The sequence below is a fragment of the Novosphingobium sp. P6W genome (assembly GCF_000876675.2).
Lineage (GTDB): Bacteria > Pseudomonadota > Alphaproteobacteria > Sphingomonadales > Sphingomonadaceae > Novosphingobium.
The window spans coordinates 252782-267415 of the sequence record NZ_CP030353.1 but is presented as its reverse complement, the minus strand read 5'-3'; the positions used below and the strand labels follow the sequence as shown (position 1 = coordinate 267415).

The 14634-nt window shown below is 65.9% G+C and carries 11 protein-coding genes; 6 read left to right on the top strand and 5 right to left on the bottom strand.

Annotated elements, in window-relative coordinates:
• Window positions 1-10 precede the first annotated feature (10 nt).
• On the top strand, window positions 11-865 hold the full coding sequence (locus TQ38_RS17645; protein ID WP_043975078.1) for an NAD(P)-dependent oxidoreductase: 855 nt from the start codon (window positions 11-13) through the stop codon (window positions 863-865).
• Between the two features lie 9 nt (window positions 866-874).
• Here the strand turns inward: TQ38_RS17645 and TQ38_RS17640 are convergent, their stop codons facing one another.
• The 3 genes from TQ38_RS17640 to TQ38_RS17630 are packed head-to-tail and all read right to left on the bottom strand — an operon-like array spanning window position 875 to window position 5419.
• The gene (locus TQ38_RS17640) at window positions 875-2266 is read right to left on the bottom strand and encodes an efflux transporter outer membrane subunit (protein WP_052505677.1); all 1392 of its coding nucleotides are present in this window, start codon (window positions 2264-2266) and stop codon (window positions 875-877) included.
• Window positions 2267-2268: 2 nt separating this feature from the next.
• The gene (locus TQ38_RS17635) at window positions 2269-4218 is read right to left on the bottom strand and encodes a MacB family efflux pump subunit (RefSeq protein WP_043975075.1); all 1950 of its coding nucleotides are present in this window, start codon (window positions 4216-4218) and stop codon (window positions 2269-2271) included.
• A gap of 7 nt (window positions 4219-4225) precedes the next feature.
• Complete coding sequence (locus TQ38_RS17630) at window positions 4226-5419, bottom strand: efflux RND transporter periplasmic adaptor subunit (RefSeq protein WP_052505676.1); 1194 nt, start codon at window positions 5417-5419, stop codon at window positions 4226-4228.
• A 123-nt stretch (window positions 5420-5542) separates the two neighbouring features.
• On the opposite strand from TQ38_RS17630, the gene TQ38_RS17625 reads away from it, so the two are divergent.
• Together TQ38_RS17625 and TQ38_RS17620 are read left to right on the top strand one after the other, a co-directional pair.
• Complete coding sequence (locus TQ38_RS17625; protein WP_240198122.1) at window positions 5543-6238, top strand: response regulator transcription factor; 696 nt, start codon at window positions 5543-5545, stop codon at window positions 6236-6238.
• A complete protein-coding gene (locus TQ38_RS17620) occupies window positions 6238-7551 on the top strand; it encodes a HAMP domain-containing sensor histidine kinase (RefSeq protein WP_043975072.1) in 1314 nt (437 codons plus the stop codon). The genes TQ38_RS17625 and TQ38_RS17620 overlap by 1 nt, the downstream gene beginning before the upstream one ends.
• 40 nt (window positions 7552-7591) lie before the next feature.
• Here the strand turns inward: TQ38_RS17620 and TQ38_RS17615 are convergent, their stop codons facing one another.
• Entirely contained in the window at window positions 7592-7855 is a 264-nt protein-coding gene (locus TQ38_RS17615) for a hypothetical protein (protein WP_043975071.1), read from the bottom strand.
• Window positions 7856-8057: 202 nt separating this feature from the next.
• Window positions 8058-8672 (bottom strand): TetR/AcrR family transcriptional regulator, encoded by a 615-nt coding sequence (locus TQ38_RS17610; RefSeq protein WP_043975069.1) that lies wholly within the window; start codon window positions 8670-8672, stop codon window positions 8058-8060.
• A gap of 101 nt (window positions 8673-8773) precedes the next feature.
• Here TQ38_RS17610 and TQ38_RS17605 point away from each other — a divergent pair, with 101 nt between their 5' ends.
• Genes TQ38_RS17605 through TQ38_RS17595 form a run of 3 tightly spaced genes read left to right on the top strand, consistent with a single transcriptional unit; the run spans window position 8774 to window position 14607 of the window.
• Complete coding sequence (locus TQ38_RS17605) at window positions 8774-9937, top strand: efflux RND transporter periplasmic adaptor subunit (protein WP_043975067.1); 1164 nt, start codon at window positions 8774-8776, stop codon at window positions 9935-9937.
• A 6-nt stretch (window positions 9938-9943) separates the two neighbouring features.
• Window positions 9944-13129: an efflux RND transporter permease subunit gene (locus TQ38_RS17600; protein ID WP_043975062.1), complete on the top strand. Its 3186-nt coding sequence runs from the start codon at window positions 9944-9946 to the stop codon at window positions 13127-13129.
• A gap of 2 nt (window positions 13130-13131) precedes the next feature.
• Window positions 13132-14607: an efflux transporter outer membrane subunit gene (locus TQ38_RS17595; RefSeq protein ID WP_205316158.1), complete on the top strand. Its 1476-nt coding sequence runs from the start codon at window positions 13132-13134 to the stop codon at window positions 14605-14607.
• Window positions 14608-14634 lie beyond the last annotated feature (27 nt).

Genomic DNA, 14634 nt, shown 5'->3' with positions numbered 1-14634 from the left:
GGATAGTCGCATGGATATCGGATTTATCGGCCTTGGCCGGATGGGGCTGGCGATGGCTTCGAACCTGGGCCGTGCCGGGCACCGCATCCGCGCCTGGAACCGCTCGCCCGTGGCGGGAGACGCGGTGGTGAACGGGACTATCGCGGCAAGCCCGCAGGAGGTGTTCGGTGCCGACGTCGTCTTCACCATGCTGTCGGACGATGCCGCGATCCGGAAGGTTGTGCTGGACGGCGACCTTCTATCCCATGCCCGCGAGGGATTGGTGCATGTCGTCACCGCGACGATCTCGGTGGATTTCGCGGGCGAGCTTGCGGATATCCATGCCGCGCGCGGCATCGGCTATGTCTCGGCCCCGGTGTTCGGCCGCCCCGACGTAGCCGAAGCGGCGCAGCTCAACATCATGGCCGCCGGTTCCGCCGAGGCGATCGCCAAAGTCACCCCGCTATTCGACGTGATCGGGCGGCGCGTCTTCGTAATGGGAGACGATCCCCGTGCCGCCAATGCCTCGAAGGTCGCGGGTAACATGATGATCGCGATGGCCATGGAGGCCATGGCCGAAGCGGCGGCGATCACCGAGGCGCACGGCGTGGAGCGCGGCGCTTTCCTGGACCTGATGACCCAGACCCTGTTCGGCTGCCGGGTGTATGAAAACTATGGCGGCAAGATCGTTGCGCGCGATTACGAACCGGGCTTCCGCCTGGTCCTCGGCCTCAAGGACTTGCGGCTGGCGAGCGAGGCGGGCGAAGCGTTCGGCAAGGCGCTGCCCATGCTCGATGCGGTGCGCGGGCAGATGCAGGCCGCCGCCGATGCCGGGCGCGGCGAGCAGGACTGGTCTGCCATAGCAGCGCATCTGCTCGGCAAGTGAGCCGCGCCCTCAGGAGGCGGGGGTGGCGGTGTCCCCGCCCAGCGCCTGATAGACCTGCACTTGCGCGGTCAGCTGATTGTAGCGGTTCTGGAGCAGGCTGCTGCGCGCGCTGCGCAGGCGTTCCTGCGCGTCCAGCCACAGGCGCAGGGTGATGAGCCCGTTACGGTACTGGCGCTCGTACAGGGCCTCGGCGTCTCTGGCGGCGGCGTAGTTGGCGTTTAGGAACCGGGCCTGCGCGATGTACTGGTCGCGCGCGGAGAGGCTGATCTGGGTATCGCGCAGGGCGTCGTAAAAGGTCTGGCGAAAGTCTTGGACGGCGATGTCGTAGTCTGCGCGCGCGACCCCGGTGGCAAGGCGCACCTTGGCTGGGTTCAGTTCCGGCAACGATAGCGCCGCGCCAAGGCTGGCGGCGGGGTTGCTGAAGAACGTGAGCAACGAGGAACTGGCCGTTCCCAGCGCTCCGGTCAGACTGAAGCCGGGGTAATAGCTTGCGGTGGTGGCATCGCTGGTCGCCAGCGTCCCGCGCACGCGCAGTTCGGCGGCGGCAAGGTCGGGGCGGCGCGCCAGCAGCGACGCGGGCACGCCTGCGTCGATTGCGGGCAGGGCGCCTTGGGGCAGGACGCGCAGTTCCTCACCGTCGTAACCCTGCCGGTCCAGCAGCGCGGCGAGGGCTTTCAGCGCCTCGACACGGGCCTGCACCAGCTGCGTCTGCGCGGCTTCCTGCGATGCGGCCGACTGCTGGGCATCGCGCAGTTCCACGCGGGAAACGGCGCCGGCGTCATACTGGCGTTGCACCAGTTCCAGCGCGCGCTTCACATAGGCGATGCTCTGTTCGCCCAGCGCGATCTGCTCGTTGGCATAGCCAAGTTGCCACCATGCCTGCACGGCGGTGCTGATAAGCGAAAGCCGCGTTCCCGTCAGATCCTGCGCGGTGGCCTGCGCTTCCCAGCGGGCCGCGTCAGCCTGCGCATCGAGCTTGCCGAAAAGGTCGATTTCCCATGACGCGCCCAGCGAGCCGGTGCTCCCCTTGCTCCACGATGTGCCGCCCTCCAGCGGCTTCGAGCCATTGGAGGACAGCGCGGCGTTGAAGCTGGGGAGCAGCGCCTGCCGCGCCAGATCGGACGACAGGCGCGCACGCTTCAGGCGAAGGCCGGCGGCGGCAAGGTCGGCGTTGGTCGCCAGCACCTGCTCCACCAGCGAGGTGAGGGCAGGGTCGGCGAACTCGTTCCACCACGGGCCGCCTGCGCGGGCGGGATCGCCCACGGGGGCTGCGTCCCATTCAGCGGCCACCGGGACAGAAGGCGCTGCGTAGTGCGAGCGGGTCACGCCCGCACAGCCGGCGGCCAGAGGAAGCACTGCAAGGACGGCGAGCAGCCGCGGGGAAGGAAATGGCCTGTGCACGCTTAGTCTCTCGAAAGGGCGTCGACCGGGTCGAGCCGGGCCGCGCGCCGGGCGGGCAGGAAGCCGAAGACGATGCCGATCATGGTGGAACACACGAAGGCGGCAACGATCGAAGTCGTCGAATAGGACAGGGTTATCGGCGCGCTTGCAAGGTAGAACACGACGCCCACCCCAAGCGACAACAGCACCCCGATCACGCCGCCGATCAGGCATACCAGGATCGCCTCGATCAGGAACTGCTGGAGAATGTCGGACTGGCGCGCGCCGACGGCCATGCGCACGCCGATTTCGGCGGTGCGCTCGGTGACCGAGACGAGCATGATGTTCATCACCCCGATGCCGCCCACGATCAGCGAGATCACCGCGATCGCGGCCACCAGCAGCGTCATCGTCTGAGTGGCGCTGGTGATCGTGGCGCGGATGTCGTCGGAGTTGCTGATGAAGAAGTCGACCGTGCCGTGGCGCTGGGTGAGAAGCTGCGTTACCGCCGTTTCCGCCGCCGAGGTGGAGGTTTCATCGCCGATGCGCACGGTGATGCTGGAGAGGTAGGACTGGCCCAGCATCCGGCTCATCGCCGTGGTATAGGGCACGTAGGCGGTGAGGCTGTCGCTGCCGCCGAAGCCCTGCTGCTGGGTGCCGACGACGCCGACGATGCGCACGGGCACCTTGCTCAGCAGGACAACCTTGCCCAGCGGGTCTTCGCCATTCGGGAACAGGGTTTTCACGGTGTTCTCGTCGACCACGGCGTCCTGCGCCAGGCGGCGCACGCTCTGCTGGTCGAACAGTCTCCCCGAGGTCAGCGTCAAGCCGCGCACGCGAAAGTAGTCGGCGCCCACGCCGCTGACGCTCGCCGTGGCGGCGACGTTGCGGTAGCGTGCGGTAACGCTGGTGGAGACGCTGGGGGTCACGCTGTCGACATAGGACAGCTGCGACAGTGCATCGGCGTCGGTGTCCTTCAGCGTCTGGATCTTGCCCGAACGCATGTCGCCGAAGCTTTTGCCGGGGTAGACGGTAAGGGTGCTGGTGCCCAGCCCCGAGATGTCCGAAAGGATCTGCTCCTGCGAGCCTTTGCCCAGCGCCACCACGGACACGACCGAGGCAATGCCGATGATGATCCCCAGCATCGTCAGGAACGTGCGCAGCTTGTGCGCCGACATCGCCAGCACCGCCATGCGGAAGGCTTCGCGGAAGCGGTCGGCAAGCTGCTGGAAGCCGCTCGTGCCCTGTACCGGCGGGGGCAGGGTCGGCGCGATTTTCGGCTCGCCCTTGCGGCGGTCGTCGATGATCTCGCCGTCGTGGATCTCGATGATCCGGTCGGCGTGCTCCGCAACGTGCATGTCGTGGGTGACGATGATGACCGTGTGGCCCTCGGCGTGGAGTTCGCCAAGGATCGCCATGACTTCCACGCCGCTGGCGCTGTCGAGGGCGCCGGTCGGCTCGTCCGCGAAGATCACCTCGCCGCCGTTCATCAATGCGCGCGCGATCGAGACACGCTGCTGCTGGCCTCCCGAAAGCTGGCCGGGTCGATGTTTGGTGCGCTCGCCCAGCCCCAGACGGGCGAGCAGTTGTCCGGCCCGGTCCGCCCGCTCGCCGCGCGGTTTGCCGGCATAGACCGCCGGAACCTCTACATTGCCGAGCGCGGAAAGGTCGGTCAGCAGGTGGTAGCGCTGGAAGATGAAGCCGAAATGCTCGCGGCGCAGGGCGGCCAGTTCGTCCGGCTCCAGCTTGCCGGTGTCTCGGCCGCTGACCCGGTACGACCCCGAGGTCGGCCGGTCGAGGCAGCCCAGGATGTTCATCAGCGTCGACTTGCCCGAACCGGACTGGCCGACGATGGCGACCATCTCGCCCGCCTGGATCGTCAGGTCGATGTCCTTGAGCGCGGCGAACACGCCGTCGCCCGAAGGATATTCGCGCCGGACTTTCGACAGCGACAGGAGCGGCGTGGAGGTCATCGCCGCCTCAGAACCCCGGCGGGCCCATGCGCCGGCCGCTCGACGCAGTTGCCGCGCTGGCTTCTCCGACGACCACGTTCTCGCCTTCCCTGAGGCCGGAGACGACCTCGACGTTGACGTTGTTGTTGAGGCCGATCCTGATCCGCCGGTTCTCGATCGTGCCTTCCTCCGTCTTCACCCGCACCGTGTAGCTGCCGTCCTTGCCCTTGGCGCCGAGCGCGGTGGCAGGGATCGACAGGGCATTGGCGCGGCGATCCAGCACGATGGAAACCTTGGCGGTCATCAGCGCGCGCAGGCGGCCGTCGGTATTGGGCACTTCGAACAGGGCGTTGTAGTAGATCGCGGTGGAGGTGCTGCTGGTCGAGGAACTGCTGGAACTGGAGCTGACTTCGTCGACGATGGATTCCGGCGCCGGTTCGATCAGGCGCAGCTTGGCTTCATAGCGCTTGTCCGGATCGCCCAGAATGGTGAAGTAGACCGGCAGGCCGGGCTTCACGTTGATGACGTCGGCTTCGGACACTTCGGCCTTGATGGTCATCACATCCAGCTTGGCGAGGACGACGATGGTCGGTGCCGATTGGTTGGCGTTGACCGTCTGCCCCTGCTTGCTGACCACAGCGACTACCACCCCGTCCATCGGCGCAGTGACCTTGGTATAGCCAAGCTGCACCTGCGCGGTGTCGACGCTGACCCCGGCCGCCCGGATCTGCGCCTTCAATGCATCGTAGCTGGCCTGCGCGGATTGCAGGGTAGCGCGCGCCGCCTCGAAGTCCTGCTGCGAGGTCGCCTCGCCCGACCCCAGCGCCTGCTGGCGGCGGAAGGCGAGCTGCGCCTGCGCCTGCGTGGCTTTCGCTCCGGCAAGCTGGGCTTGCGTATTGGCGAGGTCTGCTCTGGCGGTCTCAAGGCTGTTGGTCTGGGTGCGCGGGTCGATCAGCCCGATCAGGTCGCCCTGATGCACCACGTCGCCGATCTCGACATTGAGTTGGTCGAGCCGGCCTCCGACCTGTGCGCCCACGCTGACCAGTTCCTTGGGTTCAAGCGTGCCTGTCGCCTCGACCGTGTGCTCGATCGCGCCGCGCACGACCTTGGCGGTCGCGACGTCTGGCTCGGCTGGAGCCGACAGGAACAGCTTCCACACGAGAAGGAGAATACACGCGCCAAGAATGGCGCCACCGATCACGATGCGACGAGTGGTGAACATGCGTGTGGATATGGCCTGTGGCTGGCCGGTTGTGGGTAAAGAGTTCGACAGGGATTTGTAAAGTTTTCGTAAGGATGGTCCGCTGCGGCTGACAAGCGCGCGCTGCTGGGCCATCAGGGCTGGGTGGACGAGGATTCCAAACGCATTCTGCTGATCGACGACGATCAGGAACTGGGCGCCATGCTCGGCGAATATCTCGAAAGCGAAGGCTTCCGCGTCGAGATCGTTTCCGATGGCGTGCGGGGGCTGGCGCGCGCGGTTTCGGGTGAGCACGACGCGGTGGTGCTGGATATCATGCTGCCCGGCCTCAACGGCATCGACCTGCTGCGCGCGTTGCGGGAAAGCAATCAGGTGCCCGTCATCATGCTCTCCGCACGCGGTGACGAGGTGGACAAGGTCATCGGGCTGGAACTGGGGGCGGACGATTATGTCGCCAAGCCCTGCTACCCGCGAGAGCTTGTCGCCCGGCTGCGCGCCAATTTGCGCCGCCAGCAGCCGGCGGTCGCCCCGCAATTGGCGACGATCGCGCTGGGCGGGCTGGAGGTGCAGGTCGCCGCGCGCAAGGCGCAGTGGCAAGGCGCCGCGGTGGAACTGACCGCGTCCGAATTCAACATCCTGCTAGTCCTCGCCCGCGCCGGGGAAGCGGTGGCGACCAAGGACGAGATTTCTCTGCGGGGGCTTGGCCGGGCACGCCAGACTTATGACCGCAGCGTCGACGTCCACGTCAGCAACCTGCGCCAGAAGCTGGAAGCGGTCTCGCTCGGGGCGGCAAGCGTCGAGACGGTGCGCGGCGTCGGTTACCGGCTGAGGGTCCTTTGATGGACCTGCGGATCGGGCGGTTACTGGCTGGACGGCGGCTGTTCTGGAAGATCCTGCTGGCGTTCCTGGTCACCTTCGTAGTGATGACCCAGGCGGTCTGGCTGCTGTTCGCCCTGCGCGGCGACCGCGAACCGCCCGAATTCCTGATGACCCGCCATATCGGCCCGCCCGTGCTGGAAGCGGCGGTGCAGGCGGTCGCGGGCGGCGGGCCGGCGCGATACCGCGCGATGCTGCCGAACATCCCCGAGGATTCGCGTCATCGGCTGGAGCTTGTGGCGGAAGGCGCGCGCCCGTCGCAGCCGGGCGAAGGGTACGGAGTGCTGGAACGGCGGGTGCGCGATCCGGCGGGCGCGCGTTACCTGCTGCGCTTTCGCTACCACCGCGACGATTCGCCGGGGCTGCTCAACATCCCGCGCGAACTGGTGGTGACGGGTGTGCTGGCGGGGCTGGTCTTCAGCGCGCTTCTGGCCTGGTATCTGATGGCCCCGCTCAACCACCTGCGGCGCGGGTTCGAACGCCTTGCTCGCGGCGAACTGGCAACGCGGGTGTCGCCAGCGATCGGCGCGCGGCGGGACGAAGTGGCGGACCTGGCCCATGAATTCGACCGCATGGCGCGGCTGATCGAACAGCTGGTGCAGAGCCGCGACCGGCTGCTCCACGACGTGTCGCACGAATTGCGCTCTCCGCTAGCGCGCCTGCAACTGGCGATCGCGCTGGCGCGGCAGAGCCCGGCGCGGATCGAAAGCGCGATGGACCGCATGGAGCGCGAAGTAGAGCGGCTGGACGGGCTGGTCGGAGAACTGCTCACTCTGGCCCGCGCCGAGAACGAGCAGGACCCCGGCGATGACTATTTCGACCTGGTCGGCGTGGCGGCCAGCGTTATCGCCGATGCCCGTTATGAAGCGCAGCCGGCGGGCATCGAGATCGCTTTCGATTCGTCCGGCCAAGAGGATGAGGAGCGGCCGCCGGTGCGTGGCAGTTCGGAACTGATGCGCCGGGCGATCGAGAACGTAGTGCGCAATGCGCTGCGCTTTTCGCCGCCGGATGGCCGCATCGAAGTGCGCTGTGCCTATGAGGCCGGCGCAGGCGCGTTTCGCCTGTCAGTCGTCGATGAAGGGCCGGGCGTGCCGCCGGACCTGATCGACACCCTGTTCGAGCCATTCGTGCGGGGACAGGCGGATGGTCAGGGACTGGGCCTTGGACTTGCCATCGCATCGCGCGCGGTTACCGCGCACAAGGGCCGCATAGCCGCAACCAATCTACCTGGGCAGGGGCTCAAGATCGAGTTCGAAATCCCGGCCAAAGAGCCGTGACACAACCGTGCGCCCGCTTCGGCAGGCGCGCCTTAGGCGGTCAGTTTACCCGGCGCCGATGCTTGCCGCCGTACTTCTTGCCGCAGAAATCGTCGAGTTCGCGCATTTCGGTGGCCGCAGCGGCAGCGATGGCCTGGCCGCAGGGAAGGCTGGTTTCGGAAGCGGCGATACGGGCTTCCACGCGATCACGCAGTTCTTCCATATCCGCGCGCGAGAGCACGTTCTTTTCACGCAGGTAGCAGATCAGGCTCTGCAGAATGATCATCGCCTTGTCGCCGGTATCAACGTCACTATTCTCGATCATCGAATTAGCATCCTGTAAAAGCGACCGTATTGTTCGATCTTTATTGGCATCAGGATGATACGAACCGGCACGAATGTCCAGAGGCCGAAAACGCGCACGATTGTGCCGTTTCCAGCCAGTTTCCGGACTCGAATCGTGTTGTCGCGGCAGTGCGGCCCGTGCGTGACTCCTGCCGAGGGATTCGCGGCGCCGGGCAGTCGTTTCAGCGGCCCAGCGCGGCGATCTCCTGGCGCAGCAGCGAACAGACGTAGCGGCGCAGTGTTTCATGTTCGCGGTGGGGAAACAGTTCCATCCGGGCGACCATCCCCCACGAAAGCGAAAGGATGAAATCCATCATCGTCACGCGCTGCTGTTTCGTTGTGCCGGGCGCGAGCGATACCAGCGCGGCCTCGAAGCTGGTGTTGAGCCGTTGCTCGACCTTGCGGTTGATGTCCGCGATGATCGGGTTGCGGCCGACTTCGGCGAGCAGGTCGCACATCAGCCGGCGCTCTTCCTTCGAGGGTTCCTCGATGGCGACGCGTTCGATCCAGTCGCGGATTGCCTGGCTGTCGCCGGCAACGACTGCGGCCTCCAGGATATCTTCCTGAAGCCAGCCGGCAAGGTCGGCCTCGCAGATGGCGGCGATGATCGCCTCCTTGTTCGCGAAATCCCTGTAAATCTGGCCTACGGCGATCCCGGAAGCGTTGGCGATCTGCGCCACGCCGGTCTGATGGAACCCTTTCTCAACAAAAAGGTTACGCGCTGTGAGGAGGAGGTGTTGTCGGCGGGCCGCCGACCGTGCGGCGCGCGGTCGATCGATAGTACCGTCGTTTGTCATTCCTTCTCCCGACTTGCATTGAATGCTGCGACGCAATAAAGAGCGCCCGAATCATGAGTGATCACTCACTCACGCTTTAACTCTCTTGGCGGATAGACTCCATGAAAAAGATCACCCCGGCCCTGGTGCTGCTTCTGTCCGCTTGTGGAGGAGGAGGCGAACAGGCCGCGCCCGCAGGCCCGCCCGAAGTCGGCGTGGTGACCGTGCGTGAGGAAGCCGTGGTGATCAGCACCGAACTTCCCGGCCGTACCAGCGCTTACGAGACTTCTGACGTGCGTCCGCAGGTCAGTGGGTTGATCCTGCAACGCCTGTTCACCGAAGGCGATCAGGTCAGTGCCGGACAGGCACTTTATCGCATCGATCCGGCGCCTTACGAAGCGCAGGTGGCAAGTGCCCGCGCGGCGCTGGGCCGCGCCCGCGCGGCGATCGCTTCCACCGCCGCCCTTTCGCGGCGCTATAACGAGCTGGTCAAGATCAACGCGATTTCCCGCCAGGATGCCGAGAACGCAGTCGTGGGCGCGCAGCAGGCCCAGGCCGACGTCGCCGCCCAGCAGGCCGCGCTTCGGACCGCCCAGATCGATCTGGGCCGCACCACCGTGCGCGCGCCGATTTCGGGCCGCATCGGCCGTTCGACCTTCACGACCGGCGCTCTCGTTTCGGCTTCGCAGGCCGATGCGCTGACCACGATCCAGAAGATCGACCCGATCTTCGTGGACATCCAGCAGTCCAGTGCGGACGTTCTCAGGCTGCGCCAGCAGTTGCTCTCGGGCGAAATCTCGCGCGAGGGCGGCGCCGCGCGCGTTCGCCTGAAGCTGGAAGACGGCAGCGCCTATCCGCAGGAAGGCGTGCTCAAGTTTACCGACGTCAGCGTCGATCCCACCACCGGCAGCCAGGTCGTGCGGGCGCAGTTCCCCAATAACGGCGGCCTGCTGCTTCCCGGCATGTACGTGCGCGCCGAACTGGTCGAAGGCACCCGTAGCAATGGCATCCTGATCCCGCAGGCCGCCGTTACGCGCGACGAGAGGGGCAGCCCCACGGTGCTGGTCGTCGGCGCCCAGGGCAAGGTCGAAGGCCGCAAGATCACCGCGCCGCGCACGGTCGGCACCAACTGGCTGGTCACCGGCGGCCTGAAGGCGGGCGAAAAGGTCATCGTCGAAGGGGCACAGAACGCGCGTCCCGGCGCGGCGGTCAAGGCCGTTCCGGCGCAGCAGGCAAAGCCCGGCGGTAACGCTCCGGCGGGCCAGCAGCCGAAGCAGGGGCAGTAACCCACTATGTCCCGTTATTTCATCGACAGGCCCATCTTCGCATGGGTCATCGCGGTCGTGCTGATGATGTTCGGCGCGATTGCGATCCGCAGCCTGCCGATCTCGCAGTTCCCCGAGATCGCGCCGCCCACGGTCACGATCAGCGCCACTTATCCGGGCGCCGATGCCGAAACGCTTGAGCGCACGACGACGCAGATCATCGAGCAGCAGCTCAAGGGCATCGACAACCTGCGCTACTTCTCGGCGTCGTCCTCCTCGGCCGGCAACGCGACCATCACGCTGACGTTTGAGCAGGGCACCGACCCCGACATCGCGCAGGTTCAGGTGCAGAACAAGCTGCAGGCGGCGACTTCGCTGCTGCCGCAGGAAGTTCAGCGCCAGGGCCTGCAGGTGCAGAAGTCCGCAGCGAGCTTCCTGCTCGTCACCGCGCTGTATTCCGAGGACGGCAGCCACAACGCCAACGACCTTTCGGACTACATCGTCAGCCAGGTACAGGACCCTGTCAGCCGCATCAACGGCGTGGGAGAACTGCAGATTTTCGGCACCCAGTATGCCATGCGCATCTGGGTCGATCCGCTCAAGCTGCGTAGCTACAACCTGACGATCGCCGACATCAGCACCGCTGTCTCGGCCCAGAACGCACAGATTTCGGCAGGCCAGCTGGGCCAGCTTCCTTCTTCCAAGGAGCAGCAGCTCAACGTCACCGTTTCGGTCCAGTCGCGCCTGCAGACTCCTGAGGAATTCGGCAACATCCGCCTGCGCACCGGCCAGGGCGGCGCGATTGTGCGCCTGCGTGACGTCGCTCGCGTCGAACTGGGCGCGGAAATCTACGGTTTCGATACGCAGTACAACGGCAAGAATTCATCCGGCTTCGGTGTGAAGCTGGCCTCGGGAGCCAATGCGCTCGACACCGTGGACGCGGTGAAGGCCGAAGTGCAGAAGATCGCCAAGAACTTCCCCTCGGACGTCAAGGTCGCCTTCCCTTACGACTCCACCCCCTTCGTCCGTCTCTCGGTCGAGCAGGTGGTGCACACGCTGATCGAAGCGGTCGTACTCGTGTTCCTCGTCATGTTCCTGTTCCTGCAGAACTGGCGCGCGACGATCATTCCGACGATCGCGGTCCCCGTGGTGCTGCTTGGCACGTTCGGCGTGATGTCGATGCTGGGTTATTCGATCAATACGTTGACTTTGTTCGGCATGGTGCTGGCGATCGGCCTGCTGGTCGACGATGCCATCGTCGTGGTCGAGAACGTCGAGCGCCTGATCCAGACGGAGCACTTGTCTCCCAAGGAAGCGGCGCGAAAATCGATGGACGAGATCAGCGGCGCGCTGATCGGCATCGGCATGGTGCTTTCGGCGGTGTTCTTGCCGATGGCGTTCTTCGGCGGTTCCACCGGCGTCATCTATCGCCAGTTTTCGATCACCATCGTGTCGTCGATGGCGCTGTCGGTGATGGTCGCTTTGATCCTCACCCCGGCGCTGTGCGCCACGATCCTCAAGCCCCATGATCCCAAGCAGGGGCAGGGCAACGGCCTGCTCGCCCGCTTCTTCCGCTGGTTCAACGACAAGTTCGACCGGGGCACGCAGAAGTACGAAAAGGGCGTCTCCCGCACCGCGCGCAGCTGGAAGCGTTCGGGCCTCATCTATCTGGTTATCGTCGGCATCATGGGCCTGGTCTTCTCACGCCTGCCCGGCGGCTTCCTGCCGGACGAGGATCAGGGCATGATGATCGCGCTTGTCCAGGGCCCTCCGGGCGGCACGCTGCCCCGGACCCAGAGGGGTCTGGACGTGGTGCGCGACCACTTCCTCAAGGATGAGAAAGCCAACGTCGAATCCGTCTTCACCATCAACGGCTTCTCGTTTAACGGCCAGGGCCAGAGCGCCGGTATGGCGTTCATCAAGCTGAAGGACTGGGCTGACCGCGGCGGAGCGGAAAATCGCGCCGCAGCTATCGCGGGCCGGTCCATGGGCACTTTCGCAAAGTACCGCGACGCGATGATCTTCGCGCTCGTTCCGCCTGCCGTGCAGGAGCTTGGCAATGCCACCGGTTTCGACCTGTGGCTGGTCGATGAGACCAACATGGGCCACGAAAAGCTGATTGCCGCGCGCAACCAGATGCTGGGCATGGCCGGCGGCGACAAGCGCGTCTCTCAGGTCCGTCCGGTCAGCCTCGAGGATGCACCGCAGCTCGACATCAAGATCGATCAGGACAAGGCGAGCGCGCTCGGCCTCGACCTCAGCGCGATCAACTCGGAAATCTCGGCGGCCTGGGGCAGCGCCTATATCAACGACTTCCTCGATCGCGGCCGTACCAAGCGCGTCTACCTCCAGGCTGACGAACCCTATCGCCAGACGCCCGAGGACCTCGATAATTTCTACGTTCGTGGAGCGAGCGGCGAGATGGCACCCTTCGGCGCTTTCTCCTCGTTCTCCTGGAAAAACGCGCCGGTCATCCTGACGCGCTACAACGGACGTCCTGCAGTTGAACTGCAGGGTGCGCCAGGCCAGGGCCTGAGCACCGGCGGCGCCATGACGGCGATTACCGAGATGCAGGCGAAACTGCCGCCGGGAACGGGTCTGGAATGGACGGGCCTGTCCTATGAAGAGCGCCTTTCCGGCGGTCAGGCGCCCATGCTCTACGCATTGTCGCTGTTCATCGTGTTCCTGTGCCTTGCCGCGCTGTACGAAAGCTGGTCTGTGCCGATCTCGGTGCTGCTGGTCGTGCCGCTGGGCGTCATCGGTGCTGTCACCGCCGCGTGGCTGACGGGGCTCAACAACGACATCTACCTGCAGGTGGGCCTGATCACGACGATCGGTGTCTCGGCCAAGAACGCGATCCTCATCGTGGAGTTTGCGGAGGAGCGCGTGCAGGCAGGTATGAACGCCTTCGATGCGGCGATGGAAGCGGCAAGGCTGCGTCTGCGCCCGATCCTGATGACCTCGCTGGCCTTCATCTTCGGCGTGTTGCCGCTGGCGATCTCCACCGGCGCGGGCGCCGGCGGGCAGAACGCCATCGGACGCGCCGTGGTGGGCGGCATGCTTTCCGCCACGGTCTTCGCGATCTTCTTCGTGCCGATGTTCTTCGTGGTCGTCTGCCGCCTGTTCAAGCATGGGCAGACCGATCGGCAGAAGCCGGTAGCCGAAGACACGCACCGCCCCTCCGAAAACGGCGTCGGGCCGCAGGGATTCTGAACATGACCAAGTCGCTCATCGCCCTGCTCACCGGCACCGCGCTGCTCGCCGGGTGCAACCTCGCACCCAAGTACGAGCGGCCTGCGGGCGCCATTCCGGCCGCCTTGCCCCAAGGCGGGGTCTACCCCGCCGCGGCCACCGATGCGGTCGACGTGTCGCGCATCGGCTGGCGTGACTTCTTCCTCGATCCGCGCCTGCGGCAGGTGATCGAGACGGGCCTCGCCAACAACCGCGATCTGCGAATCGCGGCGGGCAACGTGCTCCAGGCCCGCGCCCAGCTGCGGGTCCAGCGCGCGGATCTGCTGCCGACGATCAACGCGACCGGCACCGGCACCTTCACCAACAACCTCCAGGGCGCTGGCGGCGGGGCCGGAACCGGGGCAGGCGTCGGCACCGGCTCGTCGCAGGACCTCGAGATTTATCAGGCCACCATCGGCCTCTCGTCCTTCGAGCTGGACCTGTTCGGCCGGGTGCGCAACCTGTCGCGCGCGGCTCAGGAACAGGTCTTCGCCAGCGAGGAAGCCCAGCGCTCCACCCGCATCAGCCTGATCGCCGAGATCGCCACGGCCTGGCTGACGATGGCTTCGGATCAGGAACAGCTGCGCCTTTCGCGTGAAACCCTGCGCACGTTCGAGGACACCCTGCGCCTCACGCGGGAGCAGTTCCGCATCGGCGTCGGTTCCGAACTGGAAGTGCGCCAAGCGGACACCAGCTACCAGGGCGCGGTCAGCGACATCGCCGCGCTGGAGGCCACCGTCGCGCTTGACCAGAACGCGCTTAACCTGCTCGTCGGCACCACCGTGGCGCAGGACCAGCTTCCCGCAGGCCTCGGCGCCGAGCCGGCGACCCGCGATGCGCTGCCGGGCGACGTCAATTCGGACGTGCTGCTGCGCCGCCCCGACGTACTTCGGGCCGAACACCTGCTGATTGCCGAGAACGCCAATATCGGCGCCGCGCGCGCCGCGTTTTTCCCGACGATCTCGCTGACCGGCGCGCTCGGCACACTGGGCCTGGGGCTGTCCGGCTTGTTCAAGGACGGCAGTTATACGTACACGGCCAGCCCCAGCGTGGGCTTGCCGCTGTTCGACTTCGGCCGCCGCACCGGCAACCTGAACTATGCCAAGGCATCGCAGCAGGTCGCCGTCGCCACTTACGAGAAGACGATCCAGACCGCGTTCCGCGAAGTCGCCGATGCGCTTGCCCAGCGCGGCAAGATCGGTGACCGGGTGCGGGCACAGTCCAGCCGTGCGCAATCGGCGCAGGTGGCGGCAAAGCTGTCCGATGCCCGCTTCCGCGCCGGGGTGGATTCGTTCCTGACCACGCTTGACGCCCAGCGCACCGCGTATGCGGCCGAGCAGCAGCTGGTCACCACCCGGTTTGCCCAGGGCGGCAATCTGGTGGAACTGTATCGCGCTCTGGGCGGCGGTCTCGAAGACACGCAGTCCGTCGGTGCGCAGGGAACCGCTCCGGCTAACTGACGCAGAAATCACTGGCAAGCCAGCGCC

What these genes read in the sequence shown, in the direction of transcription:
- TQ38_RS17645 (WP_043975078.1), top strand. Translation starts at nt 11, where the DNA reads ATGGATATCGGATTTATCGGCCTTGGCCGGATGGGGCTGGCGATGGCT.
- TQ38_RS17600 (WP_043975062.1), top strand. Translation starts at nt 9,944, where the DNA reads ATGTCCCGTTATTTCATCGACAGGCCCATCTTCGCATGGGTCATCGCG.
- TQ38_RS17630 (WP_052505676.1), bottom strand. Translation starts at nt 5,419, where the DNA reads ATGTTCACCACTCGTCGCATCGTGATCGGTGGCGCCATTCTTGGCGCG.
- TQ38_RS17635 (WP_043975075.1), bottom strand. Translation starts at nt 4,218, where the DNA reads ATGACCTCCACGCCGCTCCTGTCGCTGTCGAAAGTCCGGCGCGAATAT.
- TQ38_RS17595 (WP_205316158.1), top strand. Translation starts at nt 13,132, where the DNA reads ATGACCAAGTCGCTCATCGCCCTGCTCACCGGCACCGCGCTGCTCGCC.
- TQ38_RS17620 (WP_043975072.1), top strand. Translation starts at nt 6,238, where the DNA reads ATGGACCTGCGGATCGGGCGGTTACTGGCTGGACGGCGGCTGTTCTGG.
- TQ38_RS17610 (WP_043975069.1), bottom strand. Translation starts at nt 8,672, where the DNA reads ATGACAAACGACGGTACTATCGATCGACCGCGCGCCGCACGGTCGGCG.
- TQ38_RS17605 (WP_043975067.1), top strand. Translation starts at nt 8,774, where the DNA reads ATGAAAAAGATCACCCCGGCCCTGGTGCTGCTTCTGTCCGCTTGTGGA.
- TQ38_RS17615 (WP_043975071.1), bottom strand. Translation starts at nt 7,855, where the DNA reads ATGATCGAGAATAGTGACGTTGATACCGGCGACAAGGCGATGATCATT.